The sequence below is a fragment of the Paenibacillus sp. DP01 genome, assembly GCF_044784315.1.
Classification (GTDB): domain Bacteria; phylum Bacillota; class Bacilli; order Paenibacillales; family Paenibacillaceae; genus Paenibacillus; species Paenibacillus polymyxa.
The window spans coordinates 4633889-4651530 of the sequence record NZ_CP173059.1; the positions used below are offsets into that span (position 1 = coordinate 4633889).

The following is a 17642-nucleotide window of genomic DNA, read 5'->3' on the forward strand; positions in this document are numbered from 1 at the left end:
GGAAGGATTCTTTTAGCTTCGTTGTCCAGTGGACTCACGCTGTAGGCGCATTAACGGACGCAATACCTTCTGCAACATACGCGGATAGTTGCCCAGCTCGTCCCTGCGCAATACGCGCAATACAACCAGCAATACCAAGTAGCATACCAGTACAACCGCTCCGGCAATACAGCACGCGATCAAGAAAGCTACACGCGCAGGCATCAGGTGTACCAGCAAAATGCAGGCTTCATTTACTCCGTACCCGATAGCTCCCGAGACTACGACAGCGGTTAGGAAGCCTGCCCAGCGACGGCCCATGATTGAGAAAGTAACAATACCTTTCAGCACACGCAAATTCAGCAACGTAATGACGAGAAAACATAATCCGGTTGCGGCAATAATTCCGTAAATTCCAAGCCAACCAGCCAGCAGCCAGCTCGCTGCCAACTTCACGACGATACCAACCATCACATTGACCATTGAAATACGCGGCTTGCCCATACCGATCAATATCGAATTAGAAGTCATCATCGTAATCTGGAAGATCGTTCCGAGTGTCAAAACAGCGATAATTCCGCTGCCTCCAAGCGAGCTGAACAACAGACCATTAATAGAATATGCAGTTACACATAAAGCCAGCACAATCGGCATTCCGGTCAGAATAGAGATACGCAAGGCAAGCGTCATCTGATTTTGTAAATGCTGTTCATCCTTACGGGCAAAAGCCGCCGAAATGATCGGAATGAGCGATTGACTGAGTGCAATGGCCAAAATTGGAGGAATACCTGCCACACTCTGTGCCCTAGAGCCTAGATAACCCAACTGAGTAGTCGCCTGATCCAATCCCACTTGTCCAGACAGCAGTCTAACTACAATCGACGTATCAATAAAATTAACCGCCGGAACCGTCAGAGACGACAATACGATGGGAATAGAGAGCTTAAAAATATCTTTGTAAATCCGCATCATCGGTAACGCGGAGCTTTCCTCTTGGAATTGCTCTTGACGATCTTGGCGATCCTGACGACGCAGTTTCACCGTGTAATACAACATGACCGCCAGAGCGCCGAGGCTTCCCATGACACCCCCAAAGGAGGCACCCGCCGCAACCTCACGATCTCCATAGCCAAGCTTCAAAATAATAAAGGCGAGCAGAATTGCGGTTGCTACCCGTGCGACCTGCTCCACAATTTGTGAAATACCGCCTGCGGTCATATTACCACGTCCTTGGAAGTATCCACGCATCATGGCAATAGCAGGAAACAACAGCAAAGCGGGTGCCAAAGCCTGAATAGCCAAAGCAGACTGCGGAACCCCTGCTACATGCTCGGCAAAATAAGGCGCTCCAAAATACAGCAGCGCCGTAATGATAATACCCGCCACGGCCGCGAATATCAAAGCCGCACGATACACACGTCGCGCTTCCGCAGGCCGATCCAGTGCGTAGCGTTCCGAAACCATTTTACTCAGTGTGCTAGGAATACCGGCCGTAGCAACCGTGAGCAGCATCAAATAAGCGTTGTTCGCAATGGTAAACGAGGCGTTCCCCACGGAGCCGAGCAAATGCTCCAATGGAACGCGCTGTACCAGACCAAGCACTCTGGCCACCAAAGCGGCAGCGGCTAAAATAAGCGTACCTTTAAGGAATGTTTCTTTATTGGACAAAATGCGTTCCCTTCTTTCTTGCTGTTCACATGCATGCAAAAGCTCCGCGAAAAACAGTCATGGCCTGAGCCATCACCGGTGCGGAGCCGCATGTCGATTCTGTCTCTGTAAATCATAATAAACGAATCTCAGGTTAAAACACCCAAATTAAGAATACAATAATCATGGCAAGCTGCAAAATTACTTTCATCACGGTGCTAGTAAATAGGCCCAAGACGGAGCCAAAGCCCACTTTTATAGCTCGATCCAGCGGGGCTTTACCAATCAGCTCACCCAGCACAGCACCGATAAATGGTCCCAAAATCAAACCGAATGCTGGAATAACAAAGGGGCCAATAATGATTCCCACAGTACTAAGGATCGCTGACAGACGCGAGCCGCCAAATCGCTTAACTCCCCACGCATTCACAGCATAATCCGCAACAAAAAGGGCAACGACGATAAGTGTTTGTATAATCCAAAACAATGCATTGTATTGAGCAAACGAGAAAAACCAGCCGTATACAAAAAATGCAAAATAAATGGCGAGCGCCCCCGGCAATACGGGATACACCGCTCCCGCCATGCCCACAATGAACAGTACAATGACAACAATCCAACCTACAACGTCCATGGGCCTCCTCCTTCTCGTCTATTCATCTTGCTTGTGCACCATCATTTTATTACACAAGCACATAATCTCGAATCACTTCTACAATGCCGTCCTCATTATTCGAAGCCACAACCACATTAGCGGCTTCTTTTACCGTATCCTGAGCATTTCCCATCGCTACACCCAGTCCAGCCGCTTGAATCACAGCCAGGTCATTCAAACTATCACCTACGGCAACCACCTGCTCCATGGTAATGCCGAGCAGGTCGCACACTTCAGCGATGCCACTGGCTTTGGATATACCAGCCGGATTAATTTCCAGATTCGTCATCGAAGAATTGGAAATTTCAAGTCCCCCCATATCCTGAAGCTTGAGCAAAATTTGATGGCGAATTTCGTCATTTTCCGTATTATAACCGAATTTGAGCCATTCCTGTGTGTCCAATGTGTCCGGCCAACGATCTCTGTTGTATAACTCCTCGGTTGAGTAAGCCCAGAACCAGGAGCCTGTTTCTACGGCAATCTGGTGCATCTTGCGAACAAGCTCCTTATCAAGTAAATAGCGGCGCCACAATTCGTGAGGTGATTTCCATACTTCACTGCCGTTTACAGTTACCATTGGCGTCTCCAGGCCGAGTTGCTGACCGTAAGGTAAAGCATGCATCGCTGCACGTCCAGTAGACAAGCATACATGAATCCCTTCCTGAATCGCCTTATTAATCCAATTAATCGTTTCCAGGCTTATTTCATGATTATCGTTCAGTAAAGTTCCATCCATGTCGAGCGCAAGCAGTTTGTATTTATATTGGTTTTCTCCCATGGTCTCTCTTCCTCCTGTTGTCCCTTATGTCCAACGACATTTTACCATGAAAAAGAGAAGCCCACAAAAGTATTCAAGTCCTTAATTCGCTGCCAGAGGCTTTTTGGGAATACCATCAAGCCCGTATACTTCGTCATACGCATCAAATATTTTACGCGCAACGGGTCCCGCGCTCGTCGCACCAAAGCCCCCCTCCGGGATGATCACGGCTACAGCCAGCTTCGGATTTTGACGCGGAGCAAAAGCGATAAATACCCCATTATCTTTAACCGTACGTCCCACCACCTGCTGAGAAGTCCCCGTTTTGCGGGCATAGTCATAGGGAAATCCGTTAAAGGCTTTAACATCGGTAGCCATGCCGCGAATCACAGTATTCCAGTACGTATCTGAAAAAGCGACCTCATTCAGCACCTTCGGCTTAAACTCACGTACGAGATTCCCCTGGTCATCCACAATTTTACTGACTAGATGAGGCTGCATTCGCTTGCCCTTGGTTGCCAGTACAGTCGTATACTGGGCCAGCTGCATCGCTGTATATTTCCCCTGCTGACCAAAGGATGCCTGTACCAAACGTGTCAGTGCACTTTCATGCTTACTGGTGTATTCCAGTCTGCCTGCCCACTCACCGGGCAGATCGACTTCCGTCGGTACACCCAGTCCAAATTGCTTCATATACTTGTCCCATACATCAATTCCCTGATGCATTCCTGCATTACTTCCGTATTTGGCATACAGCGGCTTGCCGATCATATCGACCATGAACGTATTTGACGAGACCTCAATAGCCCTACTAGGTGTTAGTGAACCATACACATGTCCGCCTGAATTACCGACTCGGCTGGAGCGATTTTTGCCATAGTACGCACTTCCTGTATCCTGATATGTTTGTCCAGGCGAAAACAGATTTTCCTTCAACCCGATCAGCACAGTCAGCGGCTTAATGGTTGAACCCAGCAGAACCGAGGATTCCGGGTGCGGACCCCCTTTTCCACTAGGTACAGATTTAATCGTTCCGTTCCCCATTTTATGCTGAATATCGTCATACACTGAAGGCGACGCACTTCCCGTTTTCCATACATTCGAGTCATAGTCCGGCATGCTGGCCATTGCTACGATATGTCCGGTCTCTACCTCCATTGCTACAGCGAAGCCAGTAGTTGCATCCTGATGAAGTTTACCCGATACGGCATGGGTACGAAGCCAGCGGAGTTGATCCATAATCGCCTGTTCAGTTTTTTGTTGAATTTCCTTGTTGATGGTAGAGTACAGATGATGACCTTTCGCTGGAGGTGTAATGGATCTAATACCCTCCGGCATGCTTCGAGGGTTAACCTCTACCGTTTTATAGCCGTTTTTCCCTCTTAACTCGTCTTGATACTGAAGCTCCAAGCCATCATATCCGACAATTTCGCTTTCCGAATACACTTGTTCCGGTCTTAGAACCTCCGAATTGGCTTCATACAACTCTTTATATTTGGGTCGGTTCGCTCGGGCTCCTTTGAATTTGTACATATATCCAATCGTTTGTACTGCCACCCGATCCGGGTCATAATGGCGTACACTTTCTTCTATAACCTCTACACCTGGAAACTCTGTTCGATGCTCCAGAAAATAAGCAATTTCCTTCTGACTCAGGTCGGATTTGACCAAACGCGGGGTAAATCCCCTATATTGAATATAATCCGGGTCGAGTCGTTGTATAATTTCCTTTGCATCAAGTCGCTCTCCTTCGCTATGCCCCAGCTCGTTTAATTTGCTAGCAAGTTTGCCAGCAAAAGCATTAAGCTCAGGGAGCAGCTTATCCCCCGGCTTGCGACCTTTCTCCGTACGCTTGCTATAATCCTTAGGCAAAGTCACATACAGGGACTGCATTGGAGTCGAATATGCCAGTCTAACCTTACCCGTGGAGTCATAAATCGTACCGCGACTCGGGGTTAGCGGAACATTTTTTGTATTTATGGATTGCTGCTGGCCCTTCAGCTCCTCTGATTGTATAAACTGCCATACAGCTAGTCTGGTAATGATCAGGGCAAACAGCACAAAAACACTAAAAAACAGTAGGTTGGTTCGTAAAACCGTCCGCTGTTTTCGCGTTTCTTCGTCCTCTTCACCAATTTTCTTTTTGAATGAAAATTTTTTATCCAAACTTCCTCTGTCCATATTAGCTGATCATTACTCCTTCCAATAGGTCTCATATTCCTGATCCTACCATATTTGAAACAAGAAACAAGGAAATCCAAGATGACAATTTTGTAAGAAAACGTATAAAAAAACACAAAAAAGCTTTCCTCAGCTCAATGGCTAAGGAAAGCTTACCTGAAATAATATCTGTATAAAAATGATTATGGCTGTTTGGCTGTATTAGGATCGGCTGTCGCTGCGTCCTTTTTCTTTGGAACACCGTCCAAACCGTACACTTCGTCGTAAGCATCAAATATTTTACGTGCCACAGGTCCGGCGCTCCAAGCTCCGAAGCCTCCTTCAGGAATGACAACTGCTACTGCAAGTTTAGGATTCTGACGCGGTGCAAAGGCGATAAATACCCCGTTATCTTTCAGTTCCCTGCCTACACTCTGCTGAGATGTCCCCGTTTTGCGAGCAAAGTCATACGGAAAACCTTTAAATGCGCTGACATCTGTTGCCATCCCGCGTATGACTTCATTCCAGTAGGCATCCGGAAATTTCACTTCATTTAGCACCTTCGGTTTAATTGTTTGAACTACATTGCCGTTGGTATCTTTAATTTGGCTGACCAAATGGGGCTCCATCCGTTTGCCCTTGGTAGCCAATACTGCTGTATATTGTGCAAGCTGAAGCGTTGTATATTTACCCTGCTGACCAAAAGAAGCATATGCCAGTTTAGATAATGAGGACTCTTTCGAATTATGAGCATACTCTCTGCGACCAGACCATTCACTTGGTAAATCCACACCCGTAGACACACCTAGCCCAAACTCCTTCATATAGCGGTCCCATACATTCACACCCTGATCTTCCTTGGCATTATTAATGTATTTGTTATACAATCTCTTACCTACCATATCGACCATAAATGCATTTGAGGAATGCCGTATGGCAGAAGCCGGGTCCAACCCTCCATACACGTGGCCAGAAGAGTTCCGTACTCGTGAAGAATTGTTACGCCCAAAATAGGCTGCTCCTGTATCCTGGTAGTAAGATGAAGTACTGAATAAACCTTCCTCCAGACCTATTAACACTGAAAGTGGTTTAATGGTGGAACCGAGCAGGACAACTGACTCTGGATGCTGGCCCGGTTGACCTGATCCAAAGGAGCGGATAGTACCATTTAAATATACATTTTGAATTTTTTTATAGTTATCATTGGATATATTTCCAGTTTGCCAATAATTTGCATCGTAATCCGGCATACTAGCCATAGCTACCACATTTCCTGTATCTACTTCCATCGCTACAGCGAAGCCTGTTTTGGCATAAGGATGAGTCTTGCCAGACACAGCGTGTGAATGGAGCCATCTCAATTGATCCGTAATGGCTTCTTCTGTTTTAATCTGAATCTCTTTATTAATCGTGGAATAAATGTTGTTCCCTTTTTGCGGAGGAGTAACAGAATCTACACCCTCCGGCATGTTTCGAGGATCAATCGGAACCGTTTTATAGCCATTTTTCCCTCGTAATTGTTCCTGATATTGATATTCCAGTCCATCAAAGCCAACAGATTCATTATCCATATAAATGAGGCCCGGATCATTTTCAGCTGACATGGATTTTTGAATATTCTTATATTTATCCAACGTTTCACGCGCACTTTTGTAGCTTTTAATATAACCGACCGCTTGAACAGCTACCGTATCAGGATCGTAATGACGTACCGTTTCCTCTACGACATCTATTCCGGGAAACTCGCTCTTATGCTGCATAAAATAGGCGACTTCTTCTTTGCTGAGATTCGTTTTAATCAGACGAGGCGTAAAGCCGCTAAGCCGTTGATAGTTCCGGTCCATAGCATCCATAATTTGTTCTGCTGTCATTTTCGGCTCGTTTTTATCGCCATATTCAGCAAACCGATTAGCCAGCTTTTGCGTCATATTTTCCAACTCAGGCAACAATTTTTTATCTGGATTACGCTTTTCTTCCACGCTGTCACTATAGTTCTTGGAGAGCGTGATATACAGCGATTGTACAGGTGTAGAATACGCCAGTCTATTTTGCCCGGTGGAATCATAAATCGTTCCGCGAATCGGCGTAAGTGGTACATTTTTGGTAACATTACTGGCCTCCTGCTGCTTAAGCTGAGGTCCATCTACAAATTGAAGTATCGCCAATCTTACAATGATGACTGTAAATATAATGAACGAGCTGAAAAAGAACAGATTGATCCGAAAGCTGAATCTTTTTCGATCAGACGTCCCATTGTCTGTTCCCTGCTCGTTGTCTATCTTTCTCATGTGCCCTTTTCCACTCCTTATTAAATCACTTTATCCTTGATATGTGTTTGGGCAAAACCAGGCGGATTAAACCAGTCCCCACTTTGTGCCCAGGTCGGGTCTAGCGGTACCCACTGATTCTGTCCGCTCAAATATACCTCATTCCAGGCATGGGACCCGTATCCCCCCTGTCCGTTGTATCCCAGCCCGGTCACTACCTTGACCTGAAGCCCCTGAGATCGGGCCATCATTGAGTAAAGGCGGGCATAATCAATGCACACTCCTTTACGTGTATCAAACGTATCTCTGGGCGTCTGTTCATGCCAGTCACCACGTTGCTCATAGGCTTCCACCTTACTGTAATCATAGCTAATACGGGTGCCTACCCATTCATACAACGCTCTAGCTTTTTGCTCGTCACCGCTAGCCCCTTCTGTAATCTTGGCCGCTGCCTGAACGATATCGCTTGGAATGTCCCGGTCAATTATTTCGTATTTGCGCTGCATGATACCATTCAATTCCTTGGTAACAGCTTGCGTAAATACAGGGAGCTTATCCTTAATCAGAGTCCCGGACAACGGCTCAATGACCGATTGCGCACCTTGCTTATAAATCGGCGAAGCTTGTACGTAGCTGCTAAACCCGCTGTCTGGGTACAGACTTACGCCTATGAACAGCAGGGCTATGATCATCATGGCGCGAGCACCACCAATAAGAGTACCTATTCCGGCCCCTGCCACCCTGCTGAAAAAGCCCGATTTTTGGGGATGCTCATGGAGAGAGGAATCTGATTTGCCACCTACCATCAGCACATAAATGGCACGCAGTATAAACTGGGCGATAGCATAACTGAGCATGAACAATACGGCGAACCGCAGCAGTGGAAAACCCTCTATCCCCGCCACAAGCGTATAATAAAATTGCTCAATCCCACTTAGTTTTCGCTGTGGCAAATGCTCCATGTAAGCTGCCAGCCATTGCTGCACCTTTGGTGAAAGCCACATCGCTAACCCGAGCGAGCACAAAATACCCGCCACAGTGAGTATGCCATCCACAATGAGACTAAACAGCGCACCTACAGATCTGGAGGCTCCTCGCCTCCACCCCTGTATCAACGACAATACTACGATGGCGATCAGAAACACCGTCACGCCATTCCAATGAAGAATAGACTCCAGCCAGGATGGGTTCATTGTGTTCCTCCTGTCTTTACGGCGACTGTGGCGGCTGTGCAGCAGCCAAGTCTTTCGCACTTTCGATATATTTCTTGACTGTGTCACTCATACTCCATTCGCCCAACGACATTCCCTGAAACCATACCTTGACCTTGTCCCCCTCAAACGGACCTTTTACTTCCAGGTTGGAACTGGTCACTGTAAATGTACCATCTCCGTTGGAGGTGTATTTGGCATTTTGCCCCTCTTTTATCATCATGTTCAAAGCCTCGCTCTGAACCTTGTTAATTGCATCATCCTTTGCCTGAGTCACGACCTTACCAACCTGTTCAAAGGAAATACCACTGTAGACTAGCAAGCCTGCAATCACAATAATGACGATCAGCCATTTTACGAGAGTTCTTACAATCTTCAATATGACTAACAATAGGACAAGCCCAATCACTATATACAGCCAGTTATCCTGAACGATCTGCCAATTATGTTCCAAAAACTCTGACCAGACGTTCTTATCCATTCGCTACACTCCCGTTTCCAACTACATGATTCAAATTGCAAAATTGTCTCTGTAATTATACATGATTACGCAATGTCCTGTCAGCTTAGGTCTTATACATACCTTGTCTTTCAATTCTTGTCCACACAAAGTGGTCTATGTTCGTCCAATCTGGCGTACAACTTAGGAAGGGCCAATACGAAGTAACATGAAAGTTTACATTTAGGAAAGGGGGTCAATCACATGAAAACAGCCCTCTGGCTGTATCTCTTCTTGTTCATTGCCTTTTTTGATCTGCATGCACAATATCCTATTTTGACACCATTCGCCATCTCTCTGGGGGCAGCTCCTACCTTTATCGGTTGGATGATGGGAATTTACTCTCTTACTCACCTGCCTGGGAATTTGATGGCAGGTCCCAAAGTCGACAAACACGGCAGTCGCCGATATATTATGTTCAGCCTGACAGCTGCAGGCCTGATCCTGATCATTCAATCGTACATCCATACACCGTGGGAATTGCTTTTTCTGCGTGCGATTAGTGGTTATGTGTTGGCCTTTTTATCTCCAGCCTGTCTGGCCATGCTGGCGCAACTGTCCGATCATCCGGTTACGCAGGGCAAATATATGTCGGGACATGGTGTTGTCCATACGTTGGCCTCAGTTCTATCTCCAGCTGCAGGCGCATTTATCGTAGCCAGCTTTGGCTTTAGCGAGACATTTAGCTCCCTTGGTATCATTCTCGTAATCACGGGGCTTATGGCTTATTTCACCTTACCCAAAAAAGCACCCGCTCCACAGGCCCAATTATCTGATGGTCATACGACACCTGCTCCACAGTCAGCAGCACAGACGCGGTTACCCTTCAATTGGCGTTATCTGCTTCTACCTTTTGTTTTGGCGTGCGCACAAGGCATTTTATTTTACGAGATCCCATTACGAAATAACGGTTCTGCGTCCATGATGTCCACCGGATTGCTCTTTTCCATCATCAGTTTGGGAGCACTCTGTACGCTCAGTTTGCTTTTTCTGAACAAATATTCACCGATGGTAAGGTTAATTTGCGGCATTATTCTGATGTCTTTAAGCTTCTACGCACTCGCCACCACGCCCGAAGCGACCATAGGCATCATCCTGTTTATTTTGGGAACAGCCAAAGGCATCATTTTTCCAGCGCTGGCCTCTCTTTTCATACGAATCGGAGGGGCACGATTGGGCAAAACCTTTGCCCTACAATCCATTGCAACGTCTATCGGCTCCTTTGCCGGGCCTGTACTGGCGGGTCAGCTTCCGGATCACATATCTCCTTTTTTTATCGCATTTCTAATTTTGATGACTGGTCTACTATTCGTTCCTGTTCAGCGATTATCTCCTACACCACCATTATCTGCCTCGGGTCCTTATCATTCCTAATTATAACTAAGGGGCCATGCTGAAATGCTACCTTTAAAGCCCAAAATACGTTCTAGAGGGCTTACGCACAGTACCTAATACCCTGCTCCTCATAGACTAATTTGACTGAACAATTCAATACAAAGGGAGGTGCAGCCCATGAGCCACTGTCATCCTGTAAGCCCTTGCCCTGTTTTTGGAACTTCAACTGGTACCATTCTTGTTCTTTATATTCTGCTCGTCATCATTCTTCGTACTTGCTGGTTCTAATGTTCTAATTAGCCCTAACATCCGGCTTTGTAACCCATGCCTGCCACTTACGGCAGGCTGTTTTGTTGTTTTTTGCATGAGAACCCCTTTTAGAGCTAAACTATACACATATTCTTTCATTTCCCGGGGAATTTCGAGCACAGGCATCAAGCAAGGGGTGAGCAAAATGGCGATAACCGTGATTGTCGAAGGAAAAAATGACCGCAGTAAACTCCGCCGATTACTCGATCCGGAGGTCAACATTTTATGCACCTTCGGCACACTAAACTCAATAAAATTAGAATCCCTCCGCCAGCGGACCAAGCATGACGAAATATTTTTATTTATGGACAACGACAGCTCAGGGAAAAAAATAAGAGGTGTGCTTGCAGACGCTTTTCCGGATGCCCTTCATATGTATACACGCAAAGGCTATGCAGGCGTAGAAGGTACTCCAGATGAATATGTAATTGCCCAGCTGGAAAAAGCAGGGCTTGAGGAATACATTGTATACCCTCCTGTTCTTTAGTCCTGCAAATAACAAAAAAGCTGTCCTCAGGTCAATTTCATGCCTGTTGGACAGCTCTATATAGTACAGCTTCTAAGATTGGTATTAGAACTTATGAACCGTATCAACGATCATCAGCAAGAAGCTGAGTGTCAAATGGTTAATGGAAAAGAAAAATACTTTTTTTGCCCACGAATCCGTTTCTTCTTCCTTAATCGTAAAGCCTTTAAAGGCATAAAACGCCCAAAGCACGGACAATAACACGGACACGATCATAAAAATAATACCGGCATATCCATAAGCATACATAAGGATGGGTACCGGGATCAGCAGCACAATATAAGGAATCATCTGAATCTTAGTCCGATGAATGCCTTTCACGACTGGCAGCAATGGAAATCCTGCTGCGCGATATTCCTCAACTCTGCGAATGGCAAGTGCCCAGAAGTGAGGCGGTTGCCATAAGAACAGTAGTGCGAATAAGAGCCAAGCACCCATGTCAATACGGCCCGATGCGGCCACATAACCAATTACCGGAGGCATAGCCCCAGAAATACCGCCAATGGATGTACTCCATGTAGATGAACGTTTCAACCAGAGTGTATAGATGCCAACGTAGACAAACATACCCAATATGCCCAGTAGTCCTGCCTTCACACCAGAGAAGAAGAATAAAACAGCCAATCCGACAATACCCAAAATAATAGCGTATGACAACACCGTTGTAGGGGTCAGACGTCCTGTTGGCAGTGAGCGATTACGTGTGCGCTCCATCTTCAAATCCAACTCACGGTCAAAGTAGTTGTTAAAGACACAAGAAGACGCCATAACCAGCATTGTACCTAAGAGTGTAAGAATTAACTTTATATAGTCAACGTCCCATTGCGATGCCAACCAAAAACCACCGAAGGCTGCAACCAGATTAGTACGAAGGATGCCTGGCTTGGTAACTGTAATAAAATCTTTCCAAGTTCCCGCCTTACCGGGTGGTTTAGATTTTACAGAATAGGTAGCCGCATCCGAAGAAGTCTTATAACTAATATTATCCATTGTGAGTAACTCCCCCTTAGAGATGTATGAATTCGGGAGTAAGTTGAACTCCGATATAAATTTTATCATATACCTACCCCAAAAAGTTTGACAGAAAACGCACAAAACGTTCACAATTCAGATGGCAAATCACCCCTGCTGATCGTTTACAGTAAATTTGGGTAGTAATAAGTACAGGAAACAATACAAAAGGAGCGACAGATATGGATACAGCCACACACTTTGTCATGGGAGTCGGGTTGGCCGGGCTGGCCTATACTGATCCTGTCGTCGCCGGAGATCCCAAGCTAGCAGCGGTCATACTGCTCGCTACAGTCGTAGGGTCACAAGCTCCGGATTTTGACACCTTGCTTCGGTTGAAAAATAATGCAGCGTATATTCGCAATCACCGTGGACTGTCGCATTCTATCCCCTTCTGGTTGATATGGATCTTGTCCATAACGGGACTGATTTGCCTGATCTTCAGGGATGTGCCCCCAGGTCATGTAGCATTATGGGTAACGATTGCCGTCTGCCTGCATGTATTCACAGATTTATTCAATACGTACGGAACCCAGGCATTTCGGCCGTTTACGAATAAGTGGATATCTTGGAATATCATCCATATTTTTGATCCCTTTATTTTCGGCACCCATGTTGCTGCGATCATGCTGTGGATCACCGGATTGGTTCCGCCCGCCCCTTTATTTATTACGCTGTACGTCATTATTGGCCTGTATTACATTTGGCGAACCTGGAGTCATTTTATTACCAGAAAAGCGGTACGTGATATGGACAACAAGCGTCAGCAAGGCGACACCTATTATATCATTCCCACGGTATCATGGAACCGGTGGCATGTGGTAAAAGCTCATCAGAATGGAAGCTATGACATTGGCGGATTAAATGGCAAGCATTTATTTTGGACGAAACACGCAACTCCATCCACACATCCAGCCGTAGAGGCCTCCAAATCCTATCGCGATGTGCAAGCATTTCGCTATTTTTCCTCCTTTGCCGTTGCCGAGGTGGAAGAACTGGAGTGGGGCTATATTGTGCGATGGGGAGACGTCAGGTATCGACACCGGAGGCAATATCCATTTGTGGCGGTGGTCGCGATGGATAAGCAATTCGGACTGATCAACAGTTATATTGGATGGCTCAGTGACGAAAAGATGCAAAAACGTCTTTCCTTGCATACGAATTAAAAATATTTCCAAGCTAACAATAGGCCGAGTGTATTACAGACAGCAAGTCTCCCTTAAACGGGGGCTTGCTGTTTTTTTGACTATTCCCGTAAAAAAAGCATTTCATGAAAGCGCCCTCTTGACGAAGCAGACTAACGTGATTCACAATGGTCATAAACATGCGCAAAAAAATCCGGAGCATGTTTGCTCCGGATTTTCTTCATCACAGCTGCTCATAATACAGCTTCCAAGATGGGAGTGTTTATGTGTATTACTGCAAGCGGCTGCTGCCCGACAAGGATTGTTCTGCTTGTTGGACCAGCTTTTTCGTGATGTATCCCCCAAGAGAACCTGTTTCGCGGGAAACGACATTACCGAAGTAACCGTCCTGAGGGATGGTGATGCCAAGTTCTTGAGCTGCCTCATATTTTAATTGTTGTAAAGCGGCGTTGGCCTGCGGTACTTGCAGGTTGTTTGAACGACGTCTGCTCATATTTGAATCTCCTTTCAGTTCTTTGTGAGTGAGGTTCATTGCAAGCTTGCAAGATTATTATGGCTCACTTACATCTACTTATTCCTGAAATTCAACATTCGAAGGCTGGAGGTTTTTACCATGAGCAAAGGTCTATCCCTATGGTTCGCCGTTTCATCCATTGTCCTGCTGACAGCAGCCGCTATATCCATCAGCTATTCTGCATGGCTTGCTATATTACTGGGACTTTTATCTGTCGGTAATATCGGCTGGGGCTTCGTAATCAAGGCCCGACAACGCCGCTCTTAAGTTAATTTGTAGAAGACCCCATCTGTCTGTCTTCAATTGGCTCTAGCGTAGACGTGGCAAAAAGCCCATGCGCTCTTTGACCGCAGACAGCGTGACTTCAGCAGCTTCTTGAGCACGCTCTGCGGATTGGGCCAAAATATGCCCAATTTCACCGGATTCCCGGATATCGCGATAGCGCTGCTGAATCGGTTCAAGCATAGCTACAACCGTCTCTGCCAGTTCTTTTTTAAATGTTCCGTACATTTGACCTTCATAGCGATCCTGCACTTCTTGGAGCGACAAACCGGAACACTGGCTGTAAATGCCCATCAGATTACTAATTTCCGGTTTATTGGCTGGATCATATCTAACCTCACTGCCCGAATCGGTAGTAGCGCGGCTGATTTTTTTGCGTATGACTTTTGGATCGTCAAGCAGTGCAATAAAACTGCCTGCATTCGGATTACTCTTACTCATTTTCTTGGATGCATCATCCAGGGACATAATTCTCGCCCCTACTTCAGGGATATACGGCTCCGGAACAGTAAAATAATCTCCATAACGGTGATTAAAGCGGCCCGCTAAATCACGTGTCAGCTCCAGATGCTGTTTTTGGTCGTCGCCTACTGGGACAAGGTCCGCGTTGTAGAGCAAAATGTCAGCTGCCATCAATGACGGATATACGAACAGCCCTGCTCCTACGGAATCCTTGCCAGCGGCTTTGTCCTTAAACTGAGTCATACGCTCCAGCTCGCCCATATTCGTCAGTGTTGTCATCAACCATCCCAGCTCAGCGTGCTGAGGAACATGGGATTGTAAAAAGACATTGGATTTCTCTGGGTTAATACCCGCTGCGATAAATAATGCCGCTACCGCCTCCGACTGCTCACGTAATTGAGCTGGTTCCTGCGGTACAGTAATCGCATGAAGGTCTACGACCATAAAGTAACATTGATGATCCTCTTGCAATTTGACAAAGTTTTTCATTGCGCCGATGTAATTACCCAAAGTAAGTTGTCCACTAGGCTGAATACCTGAAAGTACGGTTTTCATATTCTTCCTCCTCCGATTATTTCAATATTTTAGAACGCAAAAAGGCCTCGCATCCTCAAGGGACGCGAGACCGTGGTACCACCCTTATTCATTGCTGTCAGCCTATGAGTTGTCGGAGCTATCCTCCGTGGCCGCTGCAATCTTGAAGCTCCGTTAACGAGGAGCAATCGGCCGTCATACTGAGGAAAGTAAAATCCTGTTCTGTGCGGCACTCCAAGGTCCATTCAGCAGTGCAGGCTCGCCGATTCTCATCCACCACCGGCTTTCTGAAGAGCTTATGCAAAAGCTTACTTGTCCTCATCATCGTGTTATCCATGTCATTTCTTTCTAAGCTACATTAATGATAATTCTGCTTACTGTTATTGTCAAATGACGATTGTGCCATATGACCAAAAATCTGTTATCATAATGACACGAAGCTTCAACCGATTATAGTGGACAAAGGAGCATGAATATGAAACAAGTGACCAAAGAACACTGGAACGGTTACGACACGTATGTTTTACATAGTGGTGAATTGGAAGTTACAATGATCCCTCGTCTGGGGAATAATATTATCTCCGTGCGTGATCTGAAGCTGAACCGGGATATCGTACGTCGACCTGGCGAGGAAGAATTGGCATTTTATTTACAAAAGCCATATCATTTTGGCTTACCTATTTTGATTCCTCCTGGCCGAATTCGCAAAGGACAATTTGAGTTTGACGGCGTCCCATATCAGTTTGACCGTAATACAGCCAACGACAATCATATACACGGTCTGCACCGTAATCAATCCTGGCGTTGCAGCGATATTGAAGAGGATGAAGAAGGTTGCAGCGTAACAACCGAGTTTCTGACAGAAAGTGATCCGCACTGGATGGAACAATACCCCATTCCTTTGCGGCTGGAAATGACATATCGTTTGCAGGGAACTGTATTAAGCCAAACGCTGCGCGTCACTAATCTAGGTGAAAAAACAGCCCCATTCGGCTTGGGATACCACACTTGGTTTATGGTGGATGGAGAACCTCAGCGCTGGCGCCTGAAGCTGCCGGTGAATGGAGTATATGAACAGGATGCTGAGCAGTTGCCTACAGGTGTCATTACTTCTTTAGATCATTTGGAACAGCTCTCCTCAGGTTTATCTTTGAAAGGAACAAATTTGGATACTGTGCTGCGAGCAGCGGAAGGCCCTGCTGAAGCTGTTTTGACTCGTGATGATGGCTATCAAATCCGCTACACCGCAGATGAGCAATACTTTAAGTATTGGGTACTATATACCAAAGGGGAATGCGATCAGTATCTTTGCATTGAGCCTTATACCTGGCTATCTGATGCTCCCAATTTTCCTGACCCAGTCGGAGATGGTGGGCTGATTCGTCTGGAGCCTCAACAATCCATCGACCTCAAAACTCAGATTCATATCATATATCCTTAATTTCCCTATAGTCGCTTTTCTTCCTTCGGCGCATATTTTCATAACTCTGTCGCATACTAACCTCATCACAGCCGAAGGAGGTGACTACACATGTATGAAGCCAATCAAGGCAGAGGACGTCGTAGCAATACTCTGGTCGTTCCTCAAGCCAACAACGCATTGCAACAATTGAAATATGAAGCTGCGCAAGAACTGGGCATCACCATTCCGGCAGACGGTTACTATGGTGATATGCCGTCCCGTGAAGCTGGGTCTCTGGGAGGCTATATCACTAAACGCTTAGTACAGCTGGCCGAACAGCAATTATCAGGTCGTTCAGGTCAATAAGCGTCATTATTCCACATGAGCATTCCGTTATCGTAATTTACCAAAATGCGTTATAACGGGTATATAACAAAGGCGGTCTTCCTTCGGAAGGCCGCTTTTCTTTGCTCTTTTTAATGTCGATGGTTATTCAGATTTAGCCGCGCGATATGTAGGCTTGTTATAGCGGATCATGAGATTCGCCATGTTGTAGTTAGACTCTAATGTTGCATCTACCAAGATTGTTCCTTGTCTGATGGCAAAATCGAAAGCAATCTCACCATGAGTCCAGCTACGCTTGTGATTTAGCGTTTCTAGGGCCATACGCCGAAAATGGTCCCGATGCTCTACAGATAAGCCTGGGTCTACTGCTGCAAATGTGCCACCTTTGCCTGCAATTGGATTATGCCGAATCCCAAATTTACCAACCACATTGTTCCGTATTTGTACAAATACGATCCCTGACGATAAACCCGCCAATTCATTATCCAATTCTTTAAAAACAATATCCATCTGCCTCGCCAACGACAATTGACCTACTTCATCCATCAAAAACCCTCCTATATACCTTATATGAAAATATTTAATAGGTCTTACGGCTCAAT

17 protein-coding genes, 1 pseudogene and 1 other annotated feature are annotated in these 17642 nt (G+C 46.0%); of the genes and pseudogenes, 7 read left to right on the forward strand and 11 right to left on the reverse strand.

From position 1 onward, the window contains the following. Positions 1–12 precede the first annotated feature (12 nt). From ACH59B_RS20410 to ACH59B_RS20440, 7 genes are all read right to left on the reverse strand, one after another. Positions 13–1647: a polysaccharide biosynthesis protein gene (locus tag ACH59B_RS20410; RefSeq protein WP_016819999.1), complete on the reverse strand. Its 1635-nt coding sequence runs from the start codon at positions 1645–1647 to the stop codon at positions 13–15. Positions 1648–1780: 133 nt separating this feature from the next. Further along, positions 1781–2260 carry a DUF456 domain-containing protein gene (locus ACH59B_RS20415; RefSeq protein ID WP_016819998.1) on the reverse strand — a complete coding sequence of 160 codons (480 nt, stop codon included), beginning with the start codon at positions 2258–2260 and terminating at the stop codon, positions 1781–1783. Between the two features lie 49 nt (positions 2261–2309). Continuing rightward, a complete protein-coding gene (locus ACH59B_RS20420; protein ID WP_016819997.1) occupies positions 2310–3059 on the reverse strand; it encodes a Cof-type HAD-IIB family hydrolase in 750 nt (249 codons plus the stop codon). An 81-nt stretch (positions 3060–3140) separates the two neighbouring features. Further along, entirely contained in the window at positions 3141–5219 is a 2079-nt protein-coding gene (locus ACH59B_RS20425) for a peptidoglycan D,D-transpeptidase FtsI family protein (RefSeq protein ID WP_404302513.1), read from the reverse strand. A gap of 182 nt (positions 5220–5401) precedes the next feature. Continuing rightward, a complete protein-coding gene (locus tag ACH59B_RS20430; protein WP_404302515.1) occupies positions 5402–7486 on the reverse strand; it encodes a peptidoglycan D,D-transpeptidase FtsI family protein in 2085 nt (694 codons plus the stop codon). Between the two features lie 20 nt (positions 7487–7506). Further along, the gene (locus ACH59B_RS20435) at positions 7507–8658 is read right to left on the reverse strand and encodes a transglutaminase domain-containing protein (protein WP_102998168.1); all 1152 of its coding nucleotides are present in this window, start codon (positions 8656–8658) and stop codon (positions 7507–7509) included. A 16-nt stretch (positions 8659–8674) separates the two neighbouring features. Continuing rightward, positions 8675–9157, reverse strand: coding sequence for a hypothetical protein (locus ACH59B_RS20440; RefSeq protein ID WP_016819993.1), 483 nt, complete (start codon positions 9155–9157; stop codon positions 8675–8677). Between the two features lie 222 nt (positions 9158–9379). On the opposite strand from ACH59B_RS20440, the gene ACH59B_RS20445 reads away from it, so the two are divergent. The 3 genes and pseudogenes from ACH59B_RS20445 to ACH59B_RS20455 all read left to right on the forward strand — a co-directional run bounded on the left by ACH59B_RS20445 (position 9380) and on the right by ACH59B_RS20455 (position 11306). After that, a complete protein-coding gene (locus ACH59B_RS20445; RefSeq protein ID WP_016819992.1) occupies positions 9380–10549 on the forward strand; it encodes an MFS transporter in 1170 nt (389 codons plus the stop codon). Positions 10550–10729: 180 nt separating this feature from the next. Next, positions 10730–10798, forward strand: a pseudogene (locus tag ACH59B_RS20450) (YjcZ family sporulation protein); the annotation flags it as partial. Positions 10799–10964: 166 nt separating this feature from the next. Beyond that, positions 10965–11306 (forward strand): toprim domain-containing protein, encoded by a 342-nt coding sequence (locus tag ACH59B_RS20455; protein WP_017427271.1) that lies wholly within the window; start codon positions 10965–10967, stop codon positions 11304–11306. 84 nt (positions 11307–11390) lie between these two features. On the opposite strand, the gene cyoE is transcribed toward ACH59B_RS20455, so the two are convergent. After that, positions 11391–12335 (reverse strand): heme o synthase, encoded by a 945-nt coding sequence (cyoE, locus tag ACH59B_RS20460; protein WP_102998167.1) that lies wholly within the window; start codon positions 12333–12335, stop codon positions 11391–11393. Positions 12336–12538: 203 nt separating this feature from the next. On the opposite strand from cyoE, the gene ACH59B_RS20465 reads away from it, so the two are divergent. Then, positions 12539–13522: a metal-dependent hydrolase gene (locus ACH59B_RS20465; protein ID WP_290410119.1), complete on the forward strand. Its 984-nt coding sequence runs from the start codon at positions 12539–12541 to the stop codon at positions 13520–13522. 250 nt (positions 13523–13772) lie between these two features. On the opposite strand, the gene ACH59B_RS20470 is transcribed toward ACH59B_RS20465, so the two are convergent. Continuing rightward, the gene (locus ACH59B_RS20470; protein WP_013311857.1) at positions 13773–13994 is read right to left on the reverse strand and encodes an alpha/beta-type small acid-soluble spore protein; all 222 of its coding nucleotides are present in this window, start codon (positions 13992–13994) and stop codon (positions 13773–13775) included. A 120-nt stretch (positions 13995–14114) separates the two neighbouring features. Here ACH59B_RS20470 and ACH59B_RS20475 point away from each other — a divergent pair, with 120 nt between their 5' ends. Next, positions 14115–14282 (forward strand): hypothetical protein, encoded by a 168-nt coding sequence (locus ACH59B_RS20475; RefSeq protein ID WP_016324694.1) that lies wholly within the window; start codon positions 14115–14117, stop codon positions 14280–14282. 42 nt (positions 14283–14324) lie between these two features. Here ACH59B_RS20475 and trpS read toward each other — a convergent pair whose 3' ends face one another. Further along, a complete protein-coding gene (trpS, locus tag ACH59B_RS20480; protein ID WP_016819987.1) occupies positions 14325–15314 on the reverse strand; it encodes a tryptophan--tRNA ligase in 990 nt (329 codons plus the stop codon). A 55-nt stretch (positions 15315–15369) separates the two neighbouring features. Continuing rightward, positions 15370–15627 (reverse strand) — a binding site (T-box leader). Between the two features lie 141 nt (positions 15628–15768). Here trpS and ACH59B_RS20485 point away from each other — a divergent pair. Together ACH59B_RS20485 and ACH59B_RS20490 are read left to right on the forward strand one after the other, a co-directional pair. Continuing rightward, a complete protein-coding gene (locus ACH59B_RS20485; protein ID WP_017427268.1) occupies positions 15769–16734 on the forward strand; it encodes an aldose 1-epimerase in 966 nt (321 codons plus the stop codon). Positions 16735–16824: 90 nt separating this feature from the next. After that, positions 16825–17061: an alpha/beta-type small acid-soluble spore protein gene (locus tag ACH59B_RS20490; protein ID WP_013372934.1), complete on the forward strand. Its 237-nt coding sequence runs from the start codon at positions 16825–16827 to the stop codon at positions 17059–17061. Positions 17062–17184: 123 nt separating this feature from the next. Here ACH59B_RS20490 and ACH59B_RS20495 read toward each other — a convergent pair whose 3' ends face one another. Next, positions 17185–17586 (reverse strand): hypothetical protein, encoded by a 402-nt coding sequence (locus ACH59B_RS20495; protein WP_017427267.1) that lies wholly within the window; start codon positions 17584–17586, stop codon positions 17185–17187. Positions 17587–17642 lie beyond the last annotated feature (56 nt).